The sequence below is a fragment of the Micromonospora sp. NPDC000442 genome (assembly GCF_042898635.1).
In the GTDB taxonomy this organism is placed as follows: Bacteria; Actinomycetota; Actinomycetes; order Mycobacteriales; family Micromonosporaceae; genus Micromonospora.
The window spans coordinates 36,797-58,289 of sequence record NZ_JBIAYZ010000024.1 but is presented as its reverse complement, the minus strand read 5'-3'; the positions used below and the strand labels follow the sequence as shown (position 1 = coordinate 58,289).

The following is a 21,493-nucleotide window of genomic DNA, read 5'->3' as shown; positions in this document are numbered from 1 at the left end:
CCGAGGCGGTGCCAGTCTGGTCAATCGTCGGACGAGCCAGAGTTGCCGCTGCGGGGGAAGGAGCTGGACGAGCCGGACTCGATAGCGCCGAGGCAAGGTCCGGTAGATGCGCAGCGCGATCATTGCAGGTTCACTTCTGGCAGGGCCGAGCCGTGCTGATCGTGTTGCCGGAAAGGTTCAGCAGACAAGCCGAGATCCCCACATGTATCACTCCGGGCGCGCCGGAGACTCCCCGATTAGTTCGTCGGTCGCGGAGCGGTGTCAGGCTCGGCATGCCGTGGCCGGACGCGCCGGCGCGCGACGTGTGGCAATGTATCAGCCTGGAGATCCTGGGGATACTTGCCGTTCGTCCATGCGTTGCCCACTGTTCGGCTTATCGGTGATCTTCAACCAAGCGGGCGTAGCCGCTGTGTCTCGCGCAACGGCTGAATGCGCCTGACAGACGCCGGTGGCCGGCCGCGCCATTGCTGGCTGCGGCCGGCCACCGGGACGTGCTGACGGCTCAGTAGTCGTAGTCGGAGTCGTTCGACTCGGTCTTCGACGGCGGGGCGACCGCCTTCGGGGTGCCCTTGGGCAGGCACTCCAGGTTCTTGCTGCCGTCCGGGTTGACCACGAACCAGGTGCCACCGACGCCCTGGCCCTTCCAGGCGCCCGGCTTCTTGTCACCGATGTAGGTGTAGAGCGGCCAGCCGTCGAGGGTGATCTGGCGGGTGCCGTCCTCCCGGGTGATGGTGCCGACGGCGTCGTCGGAGACACCCTTGAGATCCGGGGCACCGTCGGTCAGCGCCGGCGGCCACACCTCGGCGCACTGGCCGTCGCAGTTGGACGACGGCGGGTCGTTGGTGTCGCGGTCGAAGCGGTACAGGATGAATCCGTCCTGGTTGACCACGGCGCTACCCATCCGGGGGAACTTCTTGCCGGTCAGACTGTCGGTCAGCTCCACCCCGTCGGGCAGGGGAGCGTCGGTCTCGGCCTCCGCGCCCGGTGACGCCGAGGCGCCCGGCTCCGCGCTGGCCTCGGGGTCGGCGGTCACGCTGGGCTCGGCCGCGGCGACGGCGACCGGCTCGGCCGCGCCCGCGTCCGCCCCGTTGTAGCCTGCGGGAGCGCAGGCCGTAAGTGCGAACATGGCGCCCACGGCGATGACGGTTCGCTTCATCTGTGCCACGTGCCCTCCTCATACTTGACAAGTTCACCGGGAAGTACGGGACGAGCGCTGTCAAGGTTGAATCCGAAAGGGTGGGCAAGTTCACAAGAATCCATTGAACTGTCTGGGCTCTCTGTGCGTGTGAGTCCGTATCCCCAGGTCGCTGTGCCTGCCCGGTGAGGATGAACCTGAACGACGAAGGCCCGCCTCGATCGAGGCGGGCCTTCGTGCACAGTGGATCAGGCCGTTGGGACGGTCACCAGAGTGTCGGTGGCACCCCGCGAGTCGATCTCCTGCACCTCGAAGTGCTTGATGGCGTCCAGCTTCGTCGACGTGGCCGCCGACAGGGCCAGCAACTGCGGGTTGGCGTTCGTGCCATACCCGCCGTCCGGCACCGACCAGGTGGAGACGACCTCGGTGGAGCCGTCGTCGCGCACCACCACCAGGCGGCAGGTACGCGGCCCCGGCAGCTTGCTCAGGCTGAAGTCCATCTTCGTGCCGAAGTCCTTCGAGATCAGCCAGAACGTCGCCTTGACGCCGGTGGTCGAGTCGGTGACGTCGACCTGCGCACCCTCCTGCTCGTTGCCACCCACGTTCGGACCGCTGGGGTTGCCGGGGCGGTTGCTCGGCGGGTCCACCGGAGCCGTGGTCGGCCCGGCGATCGGCGGTGCCGTGCTGCTGTCGGTGAGATTGCTGAACACGACACCGGTCAGCCCACCGAAGACCACCACGGCCGCCGCGGTCGCCAGGACCTGCCGGAACCGGGCCCGCCGACGATGCGTACGCAGCGCCACGAGCGTCCGGTCCAACAGGACCGGATCCGAGTGGGTCTGCTCCAGCGCCGTGATCGACTCCTCGTCGATGTCGGAGAGCATCCCGACCACCGGCACCATCGTTTCCAACTCGCCGGCACAGGCCCAGCAGGTCGCGAGGTGTTCCTCGAACCGCTCCATGTCCTGTTCGTCAAGCACGCCGAGCGCGTACGCGGCGACGTCCATGTGGTCAACCCGGCTCATTCCGTCACCCCCCTCTCCTGCAGAGCTGTGCGCAGCGCGCGCAGCGCGTAGTAGACCCGCGACTTCGCGGTGCCCAGTGGCAGACCGAGCTCCTCGGCCGCCTCCGGCACCGTCCGGCCCCGGAAGTACGTCGCCACCAGGATCTCCCGGTGCGACTGACTCAACGTTCGCAGCGCGTCCGCCACCGTCATCGACCGCAGCACCCGGTCGGTGCTGTCCGCCTCGGCGAAGGCGGTCAGGTCCCGGTCGTACGTCTCGGCCGGGCGGGCCTGCTCGCTGCGGTGCTCGTCGATGGCGATGCGGCGGGCCACCGTCACCAGCCACGGCCGTAGCGACCCCTGTCCCTGCGTGCCCAGCCGATGCGCGTTGCGCCAGGCCCGCAGCAGCGTCTCCTGGACGATGTCCTCGGCTCGTTGCCGGTCACCGCCGGTCAACCGCATCACGAACATCAGCAGCGGTCCGGCGTGTTCCGCGTAGAGCGTGCGGACCAACTGGTCGGAGTGGGCGGCTTCGGTGGTGGAAGCCTGGTGGCGGCCAGGGGTGGGTCGCGGCGTCACCGGGCTATTCTGGCGAGCCGCCGCACGAGAGTCGACCCCACGGGTGGACGTGGTCGGCCGCGACTGGGACCGGGCGGACATCCAGTCCACCCGCACCCGGTCGCCCTGCCAACCGACCGCCAGTGCGTGCATGCAGACCTCCGACGTCCATGGACAGAAAGCCGTCCCCCCACGGGCATGGCTGCTGACTGGTACGGAAGGCGGCACCGAACGGATCAACGTCGGGTGGAAAAAATCCCCGGCGGCGGTGGCGTCGAGTCGACGGCGTCGGCGTCACGCACCACCGTGGCGCCTCCGGTGAAGCGGTCGAGTTCCGCGTCGGCCAGCACCCGGCCGGGAAACCAGTCACCGGCGGCCCGGCGGGCCAGCGCGGCCACCGGCGGGTCCTGGCGGCCGGCGAGGAGCACCAGGTTGCCGTAGCGCCGGCCCCGCAGCACGGCGGCGTCGGCGACCAGACACGCCCGGGGCAGCACCGTCCGCACGGTGGCCACCTGCCCACGGGCGTGGCGCAGCGGCGGACCGTCGGCGACGTTGGCCAGGTACCAGCCCGCCGGGTGCAGCACCCGGGCCGCCTCGGCCGCGTACTCCACCGAGGTCAGCCGGGCCGGTGTCCGGGAACCCGCGAAGACGTCGGCGACCACCACGTCGTAACTGGCATCCCGACCCGAGGCGAGCACCGCCCGAGCGTCACCCACCCGTACCTTCAGGCGTGGGTCGGCCCGCCACGGCAACGCCCGCCGAACCAGATCGACAAGCGCCCCGTCCACCTCGACCACCCGCTGCGTCGAGCCCGGACGGGTGGCGGCGACATAACGGGGCAGGGTCAGCGCACCACCGCCCAGATGCAGCACCCGCAGCGGGGCACCCTCGGGTGCCACCAGGTCGATTGCGGCGGCCAGCCGACGGACGTACTCGAACTCCAGGTGCGTCGGGTCAGTCAGGTCCACATGCGACTGCGGTGCGCCGTCGAGCAGCAGCGTCCACGAGCCGGACCGGTCCGGATCCGGCACCAGCTCGGCGAGCCCCGTGTCGACAGGCTCGGTGATCCGGTCGGCGTCGCGCCGCCGGCCCATCAGCGCCCGGCCCGGGCGGCGGCGGTACGGGCGGCGACGGTCAGCGCGCGATGCAGTAGCCGCGCGTCGCCCAGCCGGGAACGCAGCAGCCGCTCCAGCCCGGCGATCGGGACGAGGTTCTGCGGGGCCCGGGGATCCTTGTACGGGGTGGAGGCGAAGCGGGGCAGGGTGACAAGCGACAGGTCGGCCAACCGCACCGCCTCGGCGATCTCCAGGTCGGCGGAGCACTCCAGCCGTACGATCCCCGCCCAGGGTGCCCCCGCCGCCACCGGTAGCCGCAGATACCAGGACCAGCCGCCCCAGGCGGTGCCGAGCCGGAACACCGGCGAGCGGTGGCCCGGCGCGAGACCGGTGACCACGGCGGTGAGCCGGGCGTCGAGGTACTGGCTGTGCTGGGTCTTGATGTAGCCGAGCGTGCGCGGCAGCTGCCGCCGGTTACGCAACGGCCCGTCCACCACCAGCAGATCGTCGTCGGTACGCGCGGCGGCCGAGACCTGCACCTCCAGGGCGGTCAACGGCCCCTGCACCGCCGCCGGGAGCTTGGCCAGCTCACCGCTGCCGCTGACCTGATGTACCGGGTAGCGGACGTTGCCGGCCACCACGTCGGTGGCCGACGGGCTGGCGGTGAACAGGCCGCGCTCCACCGTGGCGCCGGCCAGTTGCGCGGCACCGCGATCCAGGTCGCAGCGCACCACCCCGGCCGCGTACGAGGCGGCCAGCCCGGGAAACGAACCGCCGTCCTCCTCGGCTGTCCAGATGCTGGCGTCGATCCGGCGTACCCCGTCGACAAGCAGCACCACGTCCGGTGCCCGGACACCCGGACGCGGGCCGATCGCCCGCCAGTCCACCGCCGGCAGCTCGTGCTCCGCCTCGACCTGGGCGCTGCTCGGCGTGGCCGGACCGGCCGGTGACGCCTCGAAAGACGCCCCGTAGCTCGGATCCCAGGCATCGACGAAGAAGCGGTTCATGTCCGCATCACCGGCCGGTCCGTTCCACCCGGGCGGAGCGGGCGTCCTTGTGCACCTCGAAGCGGACCGGGATGCGCTCGGCCAACGCCGGTACGTGGGTGACCACGCCGACCATCCGGTCGCCCCGGGCGGCGAGATTTTCCAGGGTGGCGGCGACCGTGTCGAGGGTGGCCGCGTCGAGGGTGCCGAAACCCTCGTCCAACACGATCGACTCCAGGCTGGCGGCGGTGGTGGACATTCCGGCCAACTGCTCGGACAACGCCAACGCCAACGCCAGCGACGCCTGGAACGTCTCACCGCCGGACAGCGTCCGCACCCCGCGACGCAGCCCGGCGTCGTGGTGGTCGACCACGAAGAACTCGCCCTTGTCGTGAACCAGGTCGTACTGGCCGCCGGAGAGTTCCCGCAGGATCCCCGACGCGCCGTCGACAAGCAGGTCCAGCGCCTCGGCCAGCAACCACCGCTCGAAGTTGTTGGCCCGCAGGTGCCCCGCCAACGCCCGAGCCACCTGTGCCTCGCGTTCGTGCCCGGCCCGCTGCTCCCGCAGCGTCCCGGCCTGCTCACGCCGCTCGGTCAGCCGGCGCAGCTCGGCCTCGGCCCGCTCCACGGCGACGGTCGCGGCGCGCACCGGGTCGTCCGGTGCGGGCAGCCCGGCGTCGGCGAAGATGCCGGCGATGCGGTCCGTCGCCGCGTCGGCCGCCGTCTCGGCCTCGACCACGGCCGTGGCCAGCCCGTCCCGTTCCGACCGACGACGCTTCGCCTGCTCCCGCGCCCACTCGGCCAACGTGGCCCAGGCGGCGGCCACATCGTCGCGGTCGGTGGCCGGCGGCCCGAACCGGGCCACCGTGTCGCGGGCACCGTCGAAGCGGCGCCACGCCGTCCGGAGCCGATCCTGCGCCGCCTCCACCGCCGCCCTGGCCTGCCGGGCGGCGTCCCGGCCGGCGCGGACCGCCGTGGTCGCCTCGTCCAGCCCCTGCCGCAGCCGGGCCAGCTCCGCCAACCGCGCCCGCAGCGCCTCAGCGGTGGCCGCACCGGCGAGCCGTTCGTCCAGCTCGACGAGTCGGGTCCGCAGCCCGTCATGTTCGGTACGGGCGCGCAGCAGCACCCGTTCCAGCTCACGCGCGGCAGTGTCCCGCTCGGCGACGACCTTCCTGGCCGCCTCGTTCGCCGCCCGAGCCGCCTTGCCGGCCGCCACCGCCCTCGCCACCGCCGAGCCGGCCGGAATCGCCGGCACCCGGGCCACCGTCTGCTCGCAGACCGGGCAGGCGTCCCCGTCGGTCAGGTGGGCCCGCAACGCCGTCGCCTGATCGGCGGTCTTCGCCTCCTCGTGCGCCTGGAACGCCGCCGCCAGCTCCGCCTCGGCACGCTCGGCCGCCGTCTGCGCCCCGGTCAGCGCCCGCACCGCGGCGTCGTGCTCGACGCCGGCCGCTTCCATCGCGGCCCGCACCTGCTCCGCCTGAGCGGACAACTGCTCCCGGTCGGCGTACGCCCGCAGCAGCATCCGCAGGGCACTCTCGTCGCCGGCGGCGGCCAGCTCGCCGCGCAGCTTCTCCTCGCGCTCCTCGGCCAGCGACACCGCGGCCGCTGCGGCGTCGGACTCGGCCCGCGTCGCGGTCACCGCCCGGGCCACCTCGGCCACCCCGTCCGGCGCTCGAACCTGGCCCAGGGTGGCCAGTTCGGCGTCGAGTGTGGCCAGGGCCGCGTTGGCCTCCCGCACCGTCGTACGCGCCGCTTCCAGTTCCGGTACGGCGGCGGTCACCGACCCGGCCAGCTCCCGCATCCGGTCGACCTGGCCGGCGGCCCGTTCCAGCGCGTCGTCGTCGACGTCGGCCAGCCCGGCGAGCAGCTGATCGACCGCCTCCAGCTTCGCCTCCGCCTGCCCGGCCCGGGTCGTGGCCCGCTGCTGCACCTGCTCGTACACGCCGAGACCGAGCAGGTTGACCAGGATCTGCTGCCGGGTGGCCGGGCGGGCGTGCAGGAAGTCGGCGAACTGGCCCTGCGGCAGCACCACGCAGCTGGTGAACTGCTCGTACGGCAGCCCGACCGCCGCCAGCACGGCCGCGTCCATCTCCGCCGGGGTCCCGGCGACCACCTCGCCGAGATCCTCCGGGCTGAGCCCGGTGTCCAGCTTGGTGACGTCGAACCCCTCCGGCATCAGCTGCAACCCGGCACCGGCGGTCTTGACGTTGCCCCGGCTGTCCCGACGCACCACCCGGGTGGCGACGTAGCGGGCGCCGCCGGACTCGAAGACCAGCCGTACCCGCGCCTCGGTGGCCGACGGAGCGAGCGCGTTGCCCAGCCCGCGGGTACCGCCCCAGCGGGGCACCGTGCCGTAGAGCGCGAAACAGATCGCGTCGAGCACCGTCGACTTGCCCGAGCCGGTCGGCCCGACCAGGGCGAAGAAGTCCGCGTCGGTGAAGTCGATGGTGGTGGCGTCGCGGAAGACGGTGAAGCCGGCCAGGTCCAGCCGCATCGGCCGCATCAGTGATCGACCTCCTCGAGCAGCTCGTCGAAGAGTTCGCGGACGCCCTCGTCGGCATGCCCCCGGCTGTCCAGGTAGTCGGCGAACAACTGCCGGGGCGACCGGCCGGACCGTTGGGCCACCCGGGTGCCGGTGCCGGGTGCCGGCACCAGCTCCGGGTCGATCCGGATCTCCAGGGCCCGGGGCAGCAACTGCTGCACCTCCTCCCGCAGGCCGGCGCGGGGCTGCTCGCGCACGTACACCCGCAGCCAGCCCTCCGGCGGGGTGATCTCAGCGAGTTGGGCGAGGGTGCCGCGTACGGTGCGCAGCGCGGTCGCCGCGGTCACCGGTTCCTCGCGGATCCGCGCGGCCGTGGTCGCGGTGACCTCGACCAGGGTCACCGCCGGGACGTTCTCCTGCTCGCCGAAGTCGACCGCGAGCGGGGCACCGCTGTAGCGGATCGGGCACGGCCCCTGCACCCGCTGGGCGCGGTGCAGGTGCCCGAGCGCCACGTAGTGCGCGGTGCCGGGAAAGACCGAGGCGGGCACCGCGTAACCCATGATGGTGTGCGCGTCCCGTTCGCCGCCGCCGGTGGCCGCGCCGACCACCGTGAGGTGGGCGGTGACCAGGTGCACCCGGTCCGGCTCGTCGAAGCCCTCGGTCAGCCGGGCCAGGATGCGGCCCAGATGGTCGGCGTACGTCTGGGTGGTCTCGGCGGCGGTCAGCTCGTACATCTCCACCGCGCGTACCGCGTACCGTTGGGACAGGAAGGGCAACGCGGCCAGCCGCCAGCGTTCCCCGTCGGCGGTGGTGCCGTCGATGACGTGTTCGGCCGGATCCTCGCGTACGCCGCCGCGCAGGGTGATGCCGGCGGCCTCGGCCCACGGGCGCAGCGCGTCCAGGGCCGGACCGTTGTCGTGGTTGCCGCCGATCGCCACCACGTCCGCGCCGGTGCGGCGCAGCGCGGTCAACGCCCGGGTGACCAGGCGGGTCGCCTCCGGGGTCGGTGCCGCGGTGTCGTAGAGGTCACCGGCGATGACGACCAGGTCGGGCCGTTCCCGCCGGGCGATCTCGATGACCCCGGCCAGCACCTGTTTGTGCTCCTCGGCCCGCGACTGCCCCTTGAGGACCTTGCCCACGTGCCAGTCGGAGGTGTGCAGGATCTTCATGCTGTTACCCCACCCCCGGGCTAGAACGGGATGTCGTCGTCGGTGCCGCCACCGGACCCGACCACGGCGAACGGATCGGCGGACTGGGTGATCGACCGCAGGGTCTGCGACGGCGCGGCCCCGGCCTCGGAGACCCGGGTGGCCCAGGCGGGGAACGGGAACTCCAGACAGAGCGGCACCGGGATGTCCGGCTGGTTGACGAACATCGTGCCCGGTTTGGCCAGCAGCGCGCGTTGTCGCTGGGCCGGCGGGAGGAAACCGTACTCCGGGCGGGACGCCTCGGCCGGATCCAGCCGGCCCACCACCCGGATGGCCGAGTTGGTGACGATGCGTCGTTCCACCTCGCTGGCGGTCTGCTGTGCGCCGATCAGGATCACCCCGAGCGAGCGGCCCCGCTCGGCGATGTCGAGCAGCACCTCCTTGATTGGGGAGGAGCCCTCCCGCGGGGCGTACTTGTTCAGCTCGTCGAGCACCACGAACAGCAGCGGCTTGGCGGTGCCGGACTTCTCCTTACGCTCGAACTCGCTCTTGAGCGTCACACCGACCACGAAACGTTGCGCCCGGTCCGGCAGGTTGTGCAGGTCGACGACGGTGACCTGGGCGCTCTCGGCGGTGTTGATGCTGTGCGGGCGGCGGGTGGCCAGGTCGCCACGGATCAGCCGGGACAGGTCCTTCTTGCTGCCGATCAGCCGGCGGGCGAACGCGTTGACCGTGCCCAGGCCCACCGCGCTGCCCGCCCAGTCACCGCGGGTCTCGTCGTCGCTGAGCTGCTCGACGATGTGGTCGACCAGATCGCCGTAGCTGCCCAGCCGGACGCCGTCGATGCTGACGCCGCCGTCGGCGGGCTGGGCGTACCGGGCCAGGTGGGCGGCGACGGAGTGGACCACCATCGTGTACTGCTGACGTTCGTCGTCGGCGTCGGCGAAGACGTACGGCAGCAGGCGGTCGGCGCAGAACTCGGTGAGCGTCCAGTAGAAGCTGTCCACGCCGGTGAGTCGACTGCTCACGTCCGGCGTGCCGGACGAGTCGCCGACCCGGGGTGGCGCGTAGACCCGTACGTCGGGGAAGGCGTCCGCGGCCAGGCCGAGCCGGGCGTAGGCGGCCCGGGTCGGATCGTCGAGCCGGGCGTTCGGATGGTCGAGGAAGAGCAGATCCTCGCCCTTCACGTTGAAGATCAACGCCTTGGCGTTGACCGCGTCGCCGCCGAGCTGGCCGGAGCGGAACACCGAGTAGAGAAGAAAGGTGGCGAAGCTGGTCTTGGTGGCCACCCCGGAGATCCCGGAGATCGACACGTGGGCGCCCCGGCTGCCGTCGAGGAAGTCGGCGTTCAGGTAGACCGGAACACCGTCCCGGCCGGTGCCCATCGGGATCCGCCGTTCCATCCGGTCGAAGTGCAGTGCCCGGGCGCGGGCGTCGCCTTCGGCCCGGTGCACCACGGCACCCGGCTGCGGCGGCACGTAGAACTCGGGATCGACCCGGGTGGTGGTGATCTCGGCGGCCTCCTGCACCATCGCCGGCAGCGTGCCGTCGGCGATGGCGAAGACGTCGGAGTCGAACTGCGCGCCCTCGTGCCGCGCCCGGACCTGGGTGACCACCCCGGCGATGGTCACCGGCTCCCGGTCGGGCAACTCCCGCCGGGTCACCACCACGTCATCGAGCTGGAGATAGCTGCCCGGGGCGACCGCCGTCCAGAACTGAAGGGGAGTGGCGTCGGCGGTGCCCAGCACCCGGCCCACCCCCTCGCCCGGGCCGTCGAACCCCTGGTCGGTCATCGGGCAACTCCGCTCGATCGGTCGTCGCGGTCGGCACACACGCCCTGCATCCTGCCGGAGGAGTACGACAGGCCGCCACGCGACGCGGCGCGGGCCACGTAACGACATCGCGCCGAACGCGCACGGCGATCGGATTCTGACGGCGGGTGTCCGTGACGGATCGGTCGTCTCAGTGCCGGGCGTGGCGGAGCAGCAGGGTGCCGTCGTCGGCGCGGAGGACGTGCCGCAGCGGCAGGCTCCGGGCGGGACTCGGTATCCCGGCGGTGATCCGGCCCGGTCCGGCCCCGGCGAGCAGCGGCGCGACCGAGAGGCACACCTCGTCGACCAGGTCGGCGGCGGTGAGGGCGCCGAACAGTTGCGGACCGCCCTCGCAGAGCAGTTGACCGAGCCCGCGACGGCGCAGTTCGGCCAGGCCGGCGACCAGGTCGACCCGGTCGTCACCGAGGCGTACCAGGTCGGCCACGGCGGTCAGGCCGGGAGGTGCGGCCGCGTCGCGGCGAGTCAGCACCACCGGGCGCACGGGTGCGTCGGCGAAGGCGGCCTGGGCCGGATCGAGGTTGAGGGTGCCGGAGGCCACGACCAGGGTCGGATACTCGGTCAGCCCGTGCGCACGTCGCCAGGCCCGGCGTCGCTCGTCGAGCCGGATCGCCCGGTAACCCTCGTGGCGCAGCGTGCCGGCGGCCACCAGCAGCGCGTCGCAGAGCATCCGGAGCAGCCCGAAGACCCGCTTGTCGGGTGCGCCGGACAGCCCGGCCGAGTAGCCGTCGAGACTGACCGCGCCGTCGACGCTGGTCACGAAGTTCATCCGCAGATGTGGCCGGTCGGCGCGGCCGTACCGGGCGATGAGCGTGTCGTCGTCCACCGGCTCGGGTGACGGGTCCGGCCAGAGGACGGAAATCGGCGCTCCGTCGCTCATTCGCCGGCCGGACCGGTGACGGGAGGGGTGGGTCGGGGGGTACGGTGCTGGCAGTCGCACCAGTTCCGGCCCGGGCAGTCGTCGTGCCGCCGCGCCCGGCACGCTCGGCAGATCATGCTCGCAGCCTATGCCGAGGGAGGATGGGACACCTATGCCGCGTCAGATCTTCCAGCTGAGGATGTCCCTGTCCGGGGTTCGTCCGCCGATCTGGCGCCGGGTGCTGGTACCCGGCGGCTACACCCTGGATCGATTGCACCGGGTGGTGCAGCACGCGATGGGCTGGCGCGACTGCCACCTGCACTCGTTCGAGATCGACGGCGTGCAGTACGGCGAACCTGACCCCGACGGCGAGCTGGCCCTGCACGACGAGTTGGACGTCCGATTGGACGCGGTGGTCGGCAAGGGCAGCCGGTTCCACTACACGTACGACTTCGGCGACTGGTGGGAGCACGACCTGCTGGTGGAGGACGCCTTCGGCGCCGAGGCGGACGAACGCTACCCGAGCTGCCTCGACGGGGAGCGGGCCTGCCCACCGGAGGACGTCGGCGGGCCGCAGGGCTATCTGGTGCTGCTCGCCGCGTTGGCCGAGCCGGGCCATCCGGAGCACCGGACGATGCGGGACTGGGTGGGTACCGGGTTCGACCCGGCGGCCTTCGACGTCGGTCGGGCCGACACCCTGCTGCGTCGTTTCTGCTGAGCACCGTTTCCGAACCCGCAACCTGTCTCCGTTTTCCGATTGTTTGCCGGGTCAAACGAGCTGCGTGGTAACGATCTGGGATCGCTCCCACTGGACTATTGACACTCCCGACACCTGCCGGCAATCTCATGGGAGCGTTCCCAAGAGGCGTGGATCACACACCGCCCCCTTGGGCGCCGACACCGACTGACCGAGTCGGTGCCGGCAGGCGCTGCGGCACCCCCCACCACAGACAAATGCAGCCTCACCATCGAAAGAGGGGTCAGGATGAGCCTCACCACGCGGCGTGCCCGCATGGCGGCAGCCACCCTGGCCGCGATCACCGCCATCGGCGGGCTCGCGGCCTGCGGTAACGACGACGACACGCCGGCCGAGGGCGAGAAGCCCGCGAAGCTGGTCGTCGACACCTTCGGCGAAATGGGTTACGACGAGCTCGTCAAGCAGTACGAGCAGCAGACCGGCATCAAGGTCGAGCTGCGCAAGACCGCGCAGCTCGGCGAGTACCGGCCGAAGCTGGTCCGTTACCTCGCCACCGGCAAGGGCGCGGCCGACGTGACCGCCCTGGAAGAGGGCATTCTCAACGAGTTCAAGGCCAACCCGCGTAACTGGGCCGACCTGACTCCGCTGGTGTCGTCCGAGATCGCCGACGACTACCTGCCCTGGAAGTGGGAGCTGGGCAAGGCGCCGGACGGCCGGCTGATCGGTCTGCCGACCGACGTCGGCAGCCTCGCGGTCTGCTACCGCAAGGACCTGTTCGAGGCGGCCGGCCTGCCCACCGAGCGGGACGCGGTCTCGGCGCTCTGGCCGGACTGGAACGGCTTCCACCAGGCTGGCCAGAAGTACAAGCAGGCCACCGGCAAGGCGTTCGTGGACTCGATCACCGCCGTCTCCAACGGCGTGCTCTTCCAGCAGGGCACCGACCTGTTCTACGACAAGGAGAACAACATCATCGCGGACTCCAGCCCCGCGGTGAAGGCCGCCTGGGAGACCGCGACCTCGATGGTCGACATCTCCGCCAAGGCGTCCACCTGGTCGCCGGAGTGGTCCGGTGGCTTCAAGCAGGGCACCTTCGCGGCCACCTTCTGCCCGTCCTGGATGCTCGGCATCGTCGCGGACAACTCTGGCGAGGCCAACAAGGGCAAGTGGGACGTTGCCGCAGTGCCGGGTGGCGGCGGCAACTGGGGCGGCTCGTGGCTGGCCGTGCCGGAGCAGAGCAAGTACCCGGAGGAGGCGGCAAAGCTCGCCGAGTTCCTGACCAACGCCACCAGCCAGGTGGAGGCCTTCAAGGCCAAGGGCCCGCTGCCCACCAACCTGGAGGCGCTGAAGAACGAGGCCTTCCTCAGCTACACCAACGAGTACTTCAGCAACGCGCCGACCGGCAAGATCTTCGGTGAGAGTGTCGCCCAGATCCAGCCGGTGCACCTGGGCCCGAAGCACCAGGCGGTGAAGGAGAACGCGTTCGAGCCGGCGATGCGGGCGTTCGAGAACGGGCAGGCCAGCAAGGATGCGGCCTGGGAGCAGTTCACTAAGGATGCGCAGACTCAGGGCGTCTTCTGAGTGATTCCCTTCCGGTGGCGTTCGGGACTACCCGGACGCCACCGGTCGGTCCCCACCGCGCAGCATGCTGCGCGAGGGCCCCCGGGCCTCGCTGGAAAAGGAAACTCGCATGAGCCTGTCGGCCACGACGGCGCCGCCGTCGCCAGCAGCACCACCCCCTGACGTCCCCTCCCGACGCCGCCGGGGCTATCTCTTCAACCGCCTGGATCTCAAGTACTCCCCGTACCTCTACATCGCGCCGTTCTTCCTGATCTTCGGAGCCTTCGGGCTGTACCCGATGCTGCGCACCGCCTGGATGTCGCTGCACGACTGGGACATGGTCGGCGAGCACACGTTCATCGGGTTCGACAACTACACCGAGTTGTTCTCCGACGAATACTTCTGGAACGCGCTTGTCAACACGTTCGGCATCTTCGCCCTGTCGACCATCCCGCAGCTGCTGATGGCGCTGTTCCTGGCGAACCTGCTCAACCAGACCCTGCTGCGCGCCAAGACCTTCTTCCGGATGGCCATCTTCGTGCCGAACGTGGTTTCGGTGGCCGCCGTCGCGATCGTCTTCGGCATGCTGTTCCAGCGCGACTTCGGCCTGTTCAACTGGCTGCTCAGCCTCGTCGGCGTGGACCAGATCGACTGGCGCGCGCAGGAGTGGAGTTCCTGGACCGCGATCGCCACGATGGTCAACTGGCGGTGGACCGGCTACAACACCCTGATCCTGCTCGCCGGCATGCAGGCCATTCCGAAGGATCTGTACGAGGCGGCCGCGATCGACGGGGCCAGCCCGTGGCGGCAGTTCTGGCAGATCACCCTGCCGATGCTCAAGCCCACCTTCATCTTCGTGGTCATCCTCTCCACGATCGGCGGCATGCAGCTGTTCACCGAGCCGCTGCTCTTCGCCAACGGCAGCATCATCGGCGGCAACCAGCGGGAGTTCCAGACGCTGGCCATGTACATGTACGAGAAGGGCATCTACAACCTGAGTACCGCAGGTTACGGAGCCGCGGTGGCCTGGGCGATCTTCATGATCATCGTCTTCGTGTCGCTGATCAACTTCGTACTCGTCCGCCGCGCGGCCAAGTGAGGAGAGATCGATGATCTCGGCTTCAAAGCGCCTGTGGCGCACCAGTCCACTTACCTACATGGCGCTCGTCCTGGCGGCGCTGCTGTCGATCTACCCCTTCTACTACATGATCGTGATCGGCACCCGCAGCCTGGAGTCGATCAACGACGTGCCGCCGCCGATGACCCCTTCCGGCGCGTTCGGTGACAACTTCGGCCGGGTGCTCGACAACGACGCGGCAAACTTCCTCAAGGGCCTGATGAACTCGATCATCGTCTCGTCGGTGGTCACCGTGTCGGTGGTGCTCACCGGCTCCCTGGCCGGCTTCGCCTTCGCGAAGCTGCGCTTCCGCGGTCGCAACGTGCTGCTGCTGGCGATCATCGTCACCATGATGATCCCGACCCAGATGGGCCTCATCCCGCTCTGGAGCATGATGCAGTCGTTGGGGTGGTACGACACCCTCTACGCGGTGACTGTGCCGTTCCTGGTCAGTGCCTTCGGCGTGTTCATGATGCGGCAGTACGCCAGCCAGGCGATCTCCGACGAGCTGATCGAGGCCGGCCGCGTCGACGGTGCCAGCACCTTCCGGATCTACTGGAACATCGTGCTGCCCGCGCTGCGTCCGGCGGCCGGCGTGCTCGGCCTGCTCACCTTCATGGAAACCTGGAACTCCTTCCTCTGGCCGTACGCGATCCTCACCCCGGAGAACCCGACCCTTCAGGTCTCGCTCTCCTTCCTCTCGTACGCCTACTACACGGACTATTCCCAGGTCTTCGCCGCCACGGCGGTCGGCACCATCCCGCTGGTGCTCGTCTTTCTTCTCTTCGGCCGCCAGATCATCGGCGGGATCATGGAAGGTGCAGTCAAGTCGTGAGCAACCCCGCCACCCCGCCCGCCGTCGGTGTCCTCGACGAGCGTCCGCCGCTGACCTTCCCGCCCGGCTTCCTCTGGGGCGCGGCGACCGCCGCGTACCAGATCGAGGGCGCGGCGAACGAGGGCGGCCGGACCGCGTCGATCTGGGACACCTTCAGCCACACCGAGGGTCGGACGGTCGCCGGGCACACCGGCGACGTGGCCTGCGACCACTACCACCGGCTCAGCGACGACGTCCGGCTGATGGCCGAGCTGGGGTTGAAGTCGTACCGGTTCTCGGTGTCCTGGCCCCGGGTGCAGCCGGGCGGGTCGGGTCCGGCGAACGCCAAGGGGCTCGACTTCTACCAGCGGCTGGTCGACGAGCTGCTGGCCAACGGGATCGAGCCCTGGCTCACCCTCTACCACTGGGATCTGCCACAGGAGTTGGAGGATGCCGGCGGCTGGCCGGCCCGGGACACCGCCGCCCGGTTCGCCGACTACTCCCTGTTGGTGGCCGACGCCCTGGGTGACCGGGTGAAGTACTGGACGACGCTCAACGAGCCCTGGTGCTCGGCCTTCCTCGGGTACGGCTCCGGGGTGCACGCCCCGGGGCGTTCCGACGGGGCCGACGCGGTCCGTGCCGGACACCACCTGATGCTCGGGCACGGCCTCGCCGTGCAGGCGCTGCGTACGGCGGTGCCGCAGGCGCAGCTTGGGGTGACCGTCAACCTGTACCCGGTCACCCCGGCTAGCGACGCGCCGGGCGACGTCGATGCGGCCCGGCGGATCGACGCGCTGGCCAACCGGTTCTTCCTCGACCCGATGCTGCGCGGCGCCTACCCGGACGACCTGGTGGCCGACCTGGCGAAGGTGACCGACTTCGGCCACGTTCACGAGGGTGACCTGGCCACCATCTCCACCCCGTTGGACGTGGTGGGCGTCAACTACTACAGCCGGCACGTGGTGGCTGCGCCGATCCCCGACGAGCAGCCGGAAGCCTACTGGCGGGACCAGGCCTGCTGGCCGGGCAGCGAGGACGTCCGGTTCGTCACCCGCGGGGTCCCGGTGACCGACATGAACTGGGAGATCGACGCTCCCGGTCTGGTGGAGACGCTGCGCCGGGTACACGAGGAGTACACGGACCTTCCGCTCTACGTGACCGAGAATGGCTCGGCCTTCGTCGACGAGGTCGTCGACGGTCAGGTCGATGACGTCGATCGGCTGGCCTATTTCGACGCCCACCTGCGCGCCTCGCACGAGGCGATCAGCGCGGGCGTCCCCCTGCGGGGATACTTCGCCTGGTCGCTGATGGATAATTTCGAGTGGGCCTGGGGCTACACGAAGCGGTTCGGCATGATCTACGTCGATTACGACAAGCAGACCCGCATCCCCAAGTCCAGTGCCAGGTGGTACGCGGAGGTGATCCGACGCAACGGTCTGGCCGCACAATAGGGCGATGGCCAGCCAGTAACGGGCGGCCCGGCACCAACGCTGATGAAGGTGCCGGGGCCGCCTGACGTCGGAGGAGCAGACGATGACAACGCAGCGCACCCGGTCGCTCGGGCGGCCGACGCTCGACGCGGTTGCCGCCCGCGCTGGAGTGGGCCGCGGCACGGTCTCCCGCGTGGTCAACGGCTCCCCGCAGGTGAGTCCGGAGGCCCGGGCCGCCGTGCAACAGGCCATTGCCGAACTGGGGTACGTACCCAACCGCGCCGCTCGGGCGTTGGTCACTCAGCGGACCGACTCGGTGGCCCTGGTGGTCAGCGAGTCCGGTGAGCGGATCTTCGCCGAGCCGTTCTTCGCCGGCATCGTCCGGGGGATCAGCTCCGCCCTGCTGGAGACGCCGTTGCAGCTCTGGCTGGCCATGGCCCAGTCGCCGCTGGAGCGGGAGCGGGTCGAGCACCACCTGACCAACCAGCACATCGACGGCGTACTGCTGCTGTCGCTGCACGACGACGATCCGCTGCCCACCCTGTTGGAGGAGCGCGGCCTGCCCACCGTGCTCGGCGGGCGGCCCGCGCGGATGCTGCACCCTGAGGCGCAGCCAGCCTCGTTCGTCGACGTCAACAACGCCGGTGGGGCACGGCAGGCCGTCGAGTACCTCGCCGGCCGGGGACGGCGACGCATCGCCACCATCGCCGGGCCGCAGGACATGGGCGCCGGCCTGGCCCGGTTGTCCGGCTATCGGGACGCGGTCCGCACCGCCGGGTTCGGCGTCAACCCCGACCTGATCGCGTACGGCGACTTCAGCGAGGAGAGCGGGGCGACGGCCATGCGCGGGCTGCTGGAGCGCTGCCCTGACCTGGACGCCGTGTTCGTGGCCGCCGACCTGATGGCGTTCGGTGCCATGCGGACGCTGCGGGAGGCCGGCCGTCGGGTGCCGCAGGACGTGGCCGTGGTCGGCTTCGGCGACGAGCCCATCGCCCGGCAGGCCAACCCGCCACTGACGTCGGTGTTTCAGCCGGTGGAGGAGATGGGCCGGCAGATGGCGCGGCTGCTGGTCGACCGGATCCGCGGTGACGAGATCGCCACTCCGCACGTCGTCCTGGACACCCAGTTCGTCGAGCGCGCCTCCGCCTGAACCCAGCACCCGACTGCGCTGTGCCCCGGGCTGCGCTGTGCCCCGGGCTGTGCCGTTCCCGGGCTGCCGTGCCCGGAGACTGCCGCGACGCGAGCCAGCCTGCGGGCCGCCGTCGGCGCCGGCCCGATCAGCAGCCGATGACTCCCCGTGTTTTTGACGCTGCGTGACAGCGCTGCCGACTCCCCACATGCCAACTCGCACGCTTTGCTCTGCTTCAACTGACGCACTGGTGCGTGACCAGCGGTAATGCGGAGGCAGGATTCGGCTATCGGCCGGGCATCGAAACTGAGCGTGACTGTTGCGTCAGTTGAAGCAGAGCAAAGGACGTGAAGTAGTTACCTCGGGGGCGGCTCGGTGCATACGGAAAGTGATGCTCGGAGATATCGTCCGTTCGGTGGCTCCGGTCCTGAGAGGCGGCGACGCGGTGGCCCGCTCGCTGAATTGAAGCCGACCCGTGCGGGCCCGGTCGTGCCCGGGTGAGGTGCCCAGTACGGGCGGTCCAGTGACGGGGAACGGTCTTTCGCGTGGTGGGTGGCCTGGCTGTGGTCAGGCGGGGGCGGTCCAGCGGCGTAGCTCGCGCTTGGCGAGGCTGTTGCGGTGCACCTCGTCTGGGCCGTCGGCGAGGCGCAGCGTCCGGGCCTGGGCCCAGAGCTGGGCGAGAGGGGTGTCCTGGCTGACCCCGGCCGCGCCGTACGCCTGGATGGCCTTGTCGATGACCCACTCGGCCATCGCCGGTGTGGCGATCTTGATGGCCTGGATCTCGGTGTGCGCGCCCTTGTTGCCGACCGTGTCCATCAGCCAGGCCGTCTTGAGGACCAGCAGCCGGGCCTGTTCGATGCGGACCCGGGCCTCGGCGATCCACTCGCGTACCACGCCCTGTTCGGCGAGCGGACGACCGAAGGCGACCCGCTCGGCGGCCCGGCGGCAGAGCAGTTCCAACGCCCGCTCGGCCATTCCGATCAGGCGCATGCAGTGGTGGATCCGGCCGGGGCCGAGCCGGGCCTGGGCGATGGCGAAGCCGGTGCCCTCGGCGCCGACCAGGTTCTCCGCCGGCACCCGTACGCCCTCGAAGTCGACCTCGGCGTGGCCGCCGTGCGACGCGTCGCTGTAGCCGAAGACCCGCATGCCCCGGCGGACGGTGACCCCCGGGGTGTCGCGGGGGACCAGGATCATGCTCTGCTGCCGGTGCCGGTCGGCGCCCGGATCGGTCTTGCCCATCACGATGAGGATCTCGCAGGCCGGGTCCATCGCGCCGGAGGACCACCACTTGCGGCCGTCGATGACGTAGTGGTCACCGTCGCGGCGGATCGACGTGGCGATGTTCGTCGCGTCGGAGGAGGCCACCTCGGGCTCGGTCATGCAGAACGCGGAGCGGATCTCGCCCGCCAGCAGCGGGGTGAGCCACCGTTCCTGTTGGGCGGGGGAGCCGAACTCGGCGAGCAGTTCCATGTTGCCGGTGTCCGGTGCGGCGCAGTTGAGCGCCTCCGGGGCGAGGTGCGGGCTGTGCCCGGTCAGCTCGGCCAGCGGGGCGTACTGGAGGTTGGTCAGCCCGGCACCGTGGCGCGGGTCGGGCAGGAAGAGGTTCCACAGGCCGCGCCGGCGCGCCTCGGCCTTCAGCTCGGCCAGCACCGGCGGGCGGGCCCACGGGTCACCGGCGGCGCTCACCTGGGCGGCGTGCACCGCCTCGGCCGGGTACACGTGCTGCTCCAGGAATTCGGTCAGCTCCGCGCGCAGCTGCTCGGTCCGGGCGTCGTACGCGAAGTCCATCAGGTCTCCTTCACCGCGGTCAGTCCGTGTGCGACAAGCGGGGCGACGAGGCCGCCGATGGTGTCGAAGCCCTCGCCGAGGGTCTGGCCGAGGGTGTGCCGGTAGTGGATGCCCTCGCAGATGACGGCGAGTTTGAAGCAGCCCAGCGCGATGTGCCAGTGCAGGGGACCGACGTCGACGTCGCTGCGGCCGGCGTACCTGTCGATCAGCTCGGCACCGCTGGGAAAGCCGGCGCGCGGGCCGAGGCCGTCGGCGACGGGATTACCGTCGGAGACCTCACTGCCGCCGAGCACGTCCCAGTAGGTCAGCAACAGCCCCAGGTCGGCGAGCGGGTCGCCGAGGGTGGCCATCTCCCAGTCCAGCACCGCCGTCACCGTCACCGGGTCGACGGTGGCGAGCAGGTTGTCCAGCCGGAAGTCCCCGTGCACGATCCGGCCGGCGTTGGCGCCCTCGGGCGCGGTGGCGGCGAGCCGGTCGCGCAGCTCGTCGATGCCGGGCAGCGGCCGGCTGCGGGAGCGGTCGAGCTGCCCCGACCAGCGGCGGACCTGCCGCGCCAGGAACCCCTCCGGGCGGCCGAAGTCGGCCAGGCCGACCGTCGCCGGCTCGACCGTGTGCAGCGCCGCCAGGGTGTCCATCATCGTCATGGCCAGCCCGTGTCGCTGCTCGCCGGTGAGCCGGTCGGTGCGGGAGCGGCTGCGGAACACCTCGCCTGGCACCCGTTCCATCAGATAGAACGGCGCCCCCAGTACCTCCGGCTCGGCGCAGAGCAGCAGGGCGCCGGGCACCGGGACGTCGGTCGGGGCGAGCGCCGAGATGACCCGGAACTCCCGGGCCATGTCGTGCGCGGTGGCCAGCACGTGCCCGAGCGGTGGGCGGCGCAGCACCACCTCCCGATCGCCGGCGTGCACCAGGTAGGTCAGGTTCGACCGGCCACCGGCGATCAGCTCGGCCCGTAACGGGCCGGCGGCCAGATCGGGGCGGCGCGCCGCCAGGTAGCCGCGGAGCCGGTCCAGATCCAGACCGGCGGGCGAGCCGGCGGTCGGTTCGGTCATCCGGACAGTTCATGGCAGCTCCGGCGGGTTGTCAAGGTCAGGTTTGACCCTCGGGACATGCCGCCGCAACAGGGACGAAATGGTCAACTGCCAGGCTGACACCAGCCTGCCGGCCAGTGTGCCGGCCCGCCGAGCGGAGGGGTTTGAGATGTTGCTGCGCGTTCGGGTCACCCTGCCGGACCGTCCAGGCACGCTCGGTCAGGTGGCGCGCACCCTCGGCGTGTCCGGGGCGGACATCGTCCAGGTGGTCGTGCTGGAACGCCTCGGCGGGCGGGCGGTCGACGATTTCACTGTGGTGTGGCCGGGCGCCGCGCGGGTGGAGCGGCTGCTGGCCGGCCTGGCGGCGATCCCCGGCGTACGGGTGGACGGGGTCTGGCGGGCGATCGGCGCGCCCACCACCACCGGTCAGGACGCCGAGCTGCTGGCCCAGGTCGCGGCCAACCCGGCCGACGGGCTGGCCACCCTGGTCGACGCGGTACCCGGGCTGCTCGCCGCCGACTGGGCGGTCGCCGCGGTGGTGCCGGTCGACTGGGCCTCCCGCACCGGGGGTGGCGGTGCGACGGTCGGGCACGCCAGTTGGCGTACCCCGGTGCCGCCGAAGCTGCCGGAGGTGACCCCGCTGCGCGCCCGGTCGATGACCGCGCTGGACGGCGGCCATTTCGCGGTCGCGCCGTTCGGCCGGGCCGGGCTGGTGCTGGTGGTGTCCCGTGAGCACGGCGAGACCCTCACGCCGGCCGCCTTCCACTCCACCGAGGTGGACCGGCTCGCCCAACTGGTCCGCGCCTGCGCCGTGATCCTCGGCGACCGGCTCGACCTGGTCGGCGCTCCGCCGGTCAGCGCCAACCCCTGACCGA

The 21,493-nt window shown here is 71.0% G+C and carries 18 protein-coding genes; 7 read left to right on the top strand and 11 right to left on the bottom strand.

Annotated features, from left to right (window positions below; all coding sequences use genetic code 11):
- Positions 1–502 precede the first annotated feature (502 nt).
- The 9 genes from ACFY2A_RS27110 to ACFY2A_RS27070 all read right to left on the bottom strand — a co-directional run bounded on the left by ACFY2A_RS27110 (position 503) and on the right by ACFY2A_RS27070 (position 11,076).
- Positions 503–1,165 carry a hypothetical protein gene (locus tag ACFY2A_RS27110; RefSeq protein WP_387175674.1) on the bottom strand — a complete coding sequence of 221 codons (663 nt, stop codon included), beginning with the start codon at positions 1,163–1,165 and terminating at the stop codon, positions 503–505.
- A 218-nt stretch (positions 1,166–1,383) separates the two neighbouring features.
- Positions 1,384–2,160 carry an anti-sigma factor family protein gene (locus tag ACFY2A_RS27105; RefSeq protein ID WP_387175672.1) on the bottom strand — a complete coding sequence of 259 codons (777 nt, stop codon included), beginning with the start codon at positions 2,158–2,160 and terminating at the stop codon, positions 1,384–1,386.
- Positions 2,157–2,849 (bottom strand): sigma-70 family RNA polymerase sigma factor, encoded by a 693-nt coding sequence (locus ACFY2A_RS27100; protein WP_093402862.1) that lies wholly within the window; start codon positions 2,847–2,849, stop codon positions 2,157–2,159. The genes ACFY2A_RS27105 and ACFY2A_RS27100 overlap by 4 nt, the downstream gene beginning before the upstream one ends.
- An 83-nt stretch (positions 2,850–2,932) precedes the next feature.
- Positions 2,933–3,790: a spermidine synthase gene (locus tag ACFY2A_RS27095; RefSeq protein ID WP_387175670.1), complete on the bottom strand. Its 858-nt coding sequence runs from the start codon at positions 3,788–3,790 to the stop codon at positions 2,933–2,935.
- Positions 3,790–4,758: a hypothetical protein gene (locus tag ACFY2A_RS27090; RefSeq protein ID WP_387175668.1), complete on the bottom strand. Its 969-nt coding sequence runs from the start codon at positions 4,756–4,758 to the stop codon at positions 3,790–3,792. The genes ACFY2A_RS27095 and ACFY2A_RS27090 overlap by 1 nt, the downstream gene beginning before the upstream one ends.
- A 7-nt stretch (positions 4,759–4,765) precedes the next feature.
- Positions 4,766–7,240 (bottom strand): AAA family ATPase, encoded by a 2,475-nt coding sequence (locus ACFY2A_RS27085; RefSeq protein ID WP_387175666.1) that lies wholly within the window; start codon positions 7,238–7,240, stop codon positions 4,766–4,768.
- Complete coding sequence (locus tag ACFY2A_RS27080; RefSeq protein ID WP_387175664.1) at positions 7,240–8,388, bottom strand: exonuclease SbcCD subunit D; 1,149 nt, start codon at positions 8,386–8,388, stop codon at positions 7,240–7,242. The genes ACFY2A_RS27085 and ACFY2A_RS27080 overlap by 1 nt, the downstream gene beginning before the upstream one ends.
- Positions 8,389–8,408: 20 nt before the next feature.
- Entirely contained in the window at positions 8,409–10,160 is a 1,752-nt protein-coding gene (locus tag ACFY2A_RS27075; protein ID WP_363917447.1) for an ATP-binding protein, read from the bottom strand.
- A gap of 169 nt (positions 10,161–10,329) precedes the next feature.
- A complete protein-coding gene (locus ACFY2A_RS27070; protein WP_387175662.1) occupies positions 10,330–11,076 on the bottom strand; it encodes a pyrimidine reductase family protein in 747 nt (248 codons plus the stop codon).
- A 151-nt stretch (positions 11,077–11,227) separates the two neighbouring features.
- On the opposite strand from ACFY2A_RS27070, the gene ACFY2A_RS27065 reads away from it, so the two are divergent.
- From ACFY2A_RS27065 to ACFY2A_RS27040, 6 genes are all read left to right on the top strand, one after another.
- Positions 11,228–11,773 carry a plasmid pRiA4b ORF-3 family protein gene (locus ACFY2A_RS27065; protein WP_387175660.1) on the top strand — a complete coding sequence of 182 codons (546 nt, stop codon included), beginning with the start codon at positions 11,228–11,230 and terminating at the stop codon, positions 11,771–11,773.
- A 267-nt stretch (positions 11,774–12,040) separates the two neighbouring features.
- The gene (locus ACFY2A_RS27060; RefSeq protein WP_387175658.1) at positions 12,041–13,330 is read left to right on the top strand and encodes an ABC transporter substrate-binding protein; all 1,290 of its coding nucleotides are present in this window, start codon (positions 12,041–12,043) and stop codon (positions 13,328–13,330) included.
- 109 nt (positions 13,331–13,439) lie between these two features.
- Positions 13,440–14,408, top strand: coding sequence for a carbohydrate ABC transporter permease (locus tag ACFY2A_RS27055; protein WP_387175656.1), 969 nt, complete (start codon positions 13,440–13,442; stop codon positions 14,406–14,408).
- A gap of 10 nt (positions 14,409–14,418) precedes the next feature.
- Positions 14,419–15,261 carry a carbohydrate ABC transporter permease gene (locus tag ACFY2A_RS27050; protein ID WP_363917457.1) on the top strand — a complete coding sequence of 281 codons (843 nt, stop codon included), beginning with the start codon at positions 14,419–14,421 and terminating at the stop codon, positions 15,259–15,261.
- Entirely contained in the window at positions 15,258–16,691 is a 1,434-nt protein-coding gene (locus tag ACFY2A_RS27045) for a GH1 family beta-glucosidase (protein ID WP_363917459.1), read from the top strand. The genes ACFY2A_RS27050 and ACFY2A_RS27045 overlap by 4 nt, the downstream gene beginning before the upstream one ends.
- Before the next feature lie 82 nt (positions 16,692–16,773).
- The gene (locus ACFY2A_RS27040; protein WP_363917461.1) at positions 16,774–17,820 is read left to right on the top strand and encodes a LacI family DNA-binding transcriptional regulator; all 1,047 of its coding nucleotides are present in this window, start codon (positions 16,774–16,776) and stop codon (positions 17,818–17,820) included.
- A 546-nt stretch (positions 17,821–18,366) separates the two neighbouring features.
- Here ACFY2A_RS27040 and ACFY2A_RS27035 read toward each other — a convergent pair.
- Together ACFY2A_RS27035 and ACFY2A_RS27030 are read right to left on the bottom strand one after the other, a co-directional pair.
- Positions 18,367–19,587: an acyl-CoA dehydrogenase family protein gene (locus ACFY2A_RS27035; RefSeq protein ID WP_387175653.1), complete on the bottom strand. Its 1,221-nt coding sequence runs from the start codon at positions 19,585–19,587 to the stop codon at positions 18,367–18,369.
- Positions 19,587–20,639: a phosphotransferase family protein gene (locus ACFY2A_RS27030; protein WP_363917465.1), complete on the bottom strand. Its 1,053-nt coding sequence runs from the start codon at positions 20,637–20,639 to the stop codon at positions 19,587–19,589. The genes ACFY2A_RS27035 and ACFY2A_RS27030 overlap by 1 nt, the downstream gene beginning before the upstream one ends.
- Positions 20,640–20,787: 148 nt before the next feature.
- On the opposite strand from ACFY2A_RS27030, the gene ACFY2A_RS27025 reads away from it, so the two are divergent.
- Complete coding sequence (locus ACFY2A_RS27025; protein ID WP_363917467.1) at positions 20,788–21,489, top strand: amino acid-binding protein; 702 nt, start codon at positions 20,788–20,790, stop codon at positions 21,487–21,489.
- Positions 21,490–21,493 lie beyond the last annotated feature (4 nt).

What these genes read in the sequence shown, in the direction of transcription:
- ACFY2A_RS27105 (WP_387175672.1), bottom strand. Translation starts at nt 2,160, where the DNA reads ATGAGCCGGGTTGACCACATGGACGTCGCCGCGTACGCGCTCGGCGTG.
- ACFY2A_RS27100 (WP_093402862.1), bottom strand. Translation starts at nt 2,849, where the DNA reads ATGCACGCACTGGCGGTCGGTTGGCAGGGCGACCGGGTGCGGGTGGAC.
- ACFY2A_RS27095 (WP_387175670.1), bottom strand. Translation starts at nt 3,790, where the DNA reads ATGGGCCGGCGGCGCGACGCCGACCGGATCACCGAGCCTGTCGACACG.
- ACFY2A_RS27090 (WP_387175668.1), bottom strand. Translation starts at nt 4,758, where the DNA reads ATGAACCGCTTCTTCGTCGATGCCTGGGATCCGAGCTACGGGGCGTCT.
- ACFY2A_RS27085 (WP_387175666.1), bottom strand. Translation starts at nt 7,240, where the DNA reads ATGCGGCCGATGCGGCTGGACCTGGCCGGCTTCACCGTCTTCCGCGAC.
- ACFY2A_RS27080 (WP_387175664.1), bottom strand. Translation starts at nt 8,388, where the DNA reads ATGAAGATCCTGCACACCTCCGACTGGCACGTGGGCAAGGTCCTCAAG.
- ACFY2A_RS27075 (WP_363917447.1), bottom strand. Translation starts at nt 10,160, where the DNA reads ATGACCGACCAGGGGTTCGACGGCCCGGGCGAGGGGGTGGGCCGGGTG.
- ACFY2A_RS27070 (WP_387175662.1), bottom strand. Translation starts at nt 11,076, where the DNA reads ATGAGCGACGGAGCGCCGATTTCCGTCCTCTGGCCGGACCCGTCACCC.
- ACFY2A_RS27065 (WP_387175660.1), top strand. Translation starts at nt 11,228, where the DNA reads ATGCCGCGTCAGATCTTCCAGCTGAGGATGTCCCTGTCCGGGGTTCGT.
- ACFY2A_RS27060 (WP_387175658.1), top strand. Translation starts at nt 12,041, where the DNA reads ATGAGCCTCACCACGCGGCGTGCCCGCATGGCGGCAGCCACCCTGGCC.
- ACFY2A_RS27055 (WP_387175656.1), top strand. Translation starts at nt 13,440, where the DNA reads ATGAGCCTGTCGGCCACGACGGCGCCGCCGTCGCCAGCAGCACCACCC.
- ACFY2A_RS27050 (WP_363917457.1), top strand. Translation starts at nt 14,419, where the DNA reads ATGATCTCGGCTTCAAAGCGCCTGTGGCGCACCAGTCCACTTACCTAC.
- ACFY2A_RS27040 (WP_363917461.1), top strand. Translation starts at nt 16,774, where the DNA reads ATGACAACGCAGCGCACCCGGTCGCTCGGGCGGCCGACGCTCGACGCG.
- ACFY2A_RS27035 (WP_387175653.1), bottom strand. Translation starts at nt 19,587, where the DNA reads ATGGACTTCGCGTACGACGCCCGGACCGAGCAGCTGCGCGCGGAGCTG.
- ACFY2A_RS27030 (WP_363917465.1), bottom strand. Translation starts at nt 20,639, where the DNA reads ATGACCGAACCGACCGCCGGCTCGCCCGCCGGTCTGGATCTGGACCGG.
- ACFY2A_RS27025 (WP_363917467.1), top strand. Translation starts at nt 20,788, where the DNA reads ATGTTGCTGCGCGTTCGGGTCACCCTGCCGGACCGTCCAGGCACGCTC.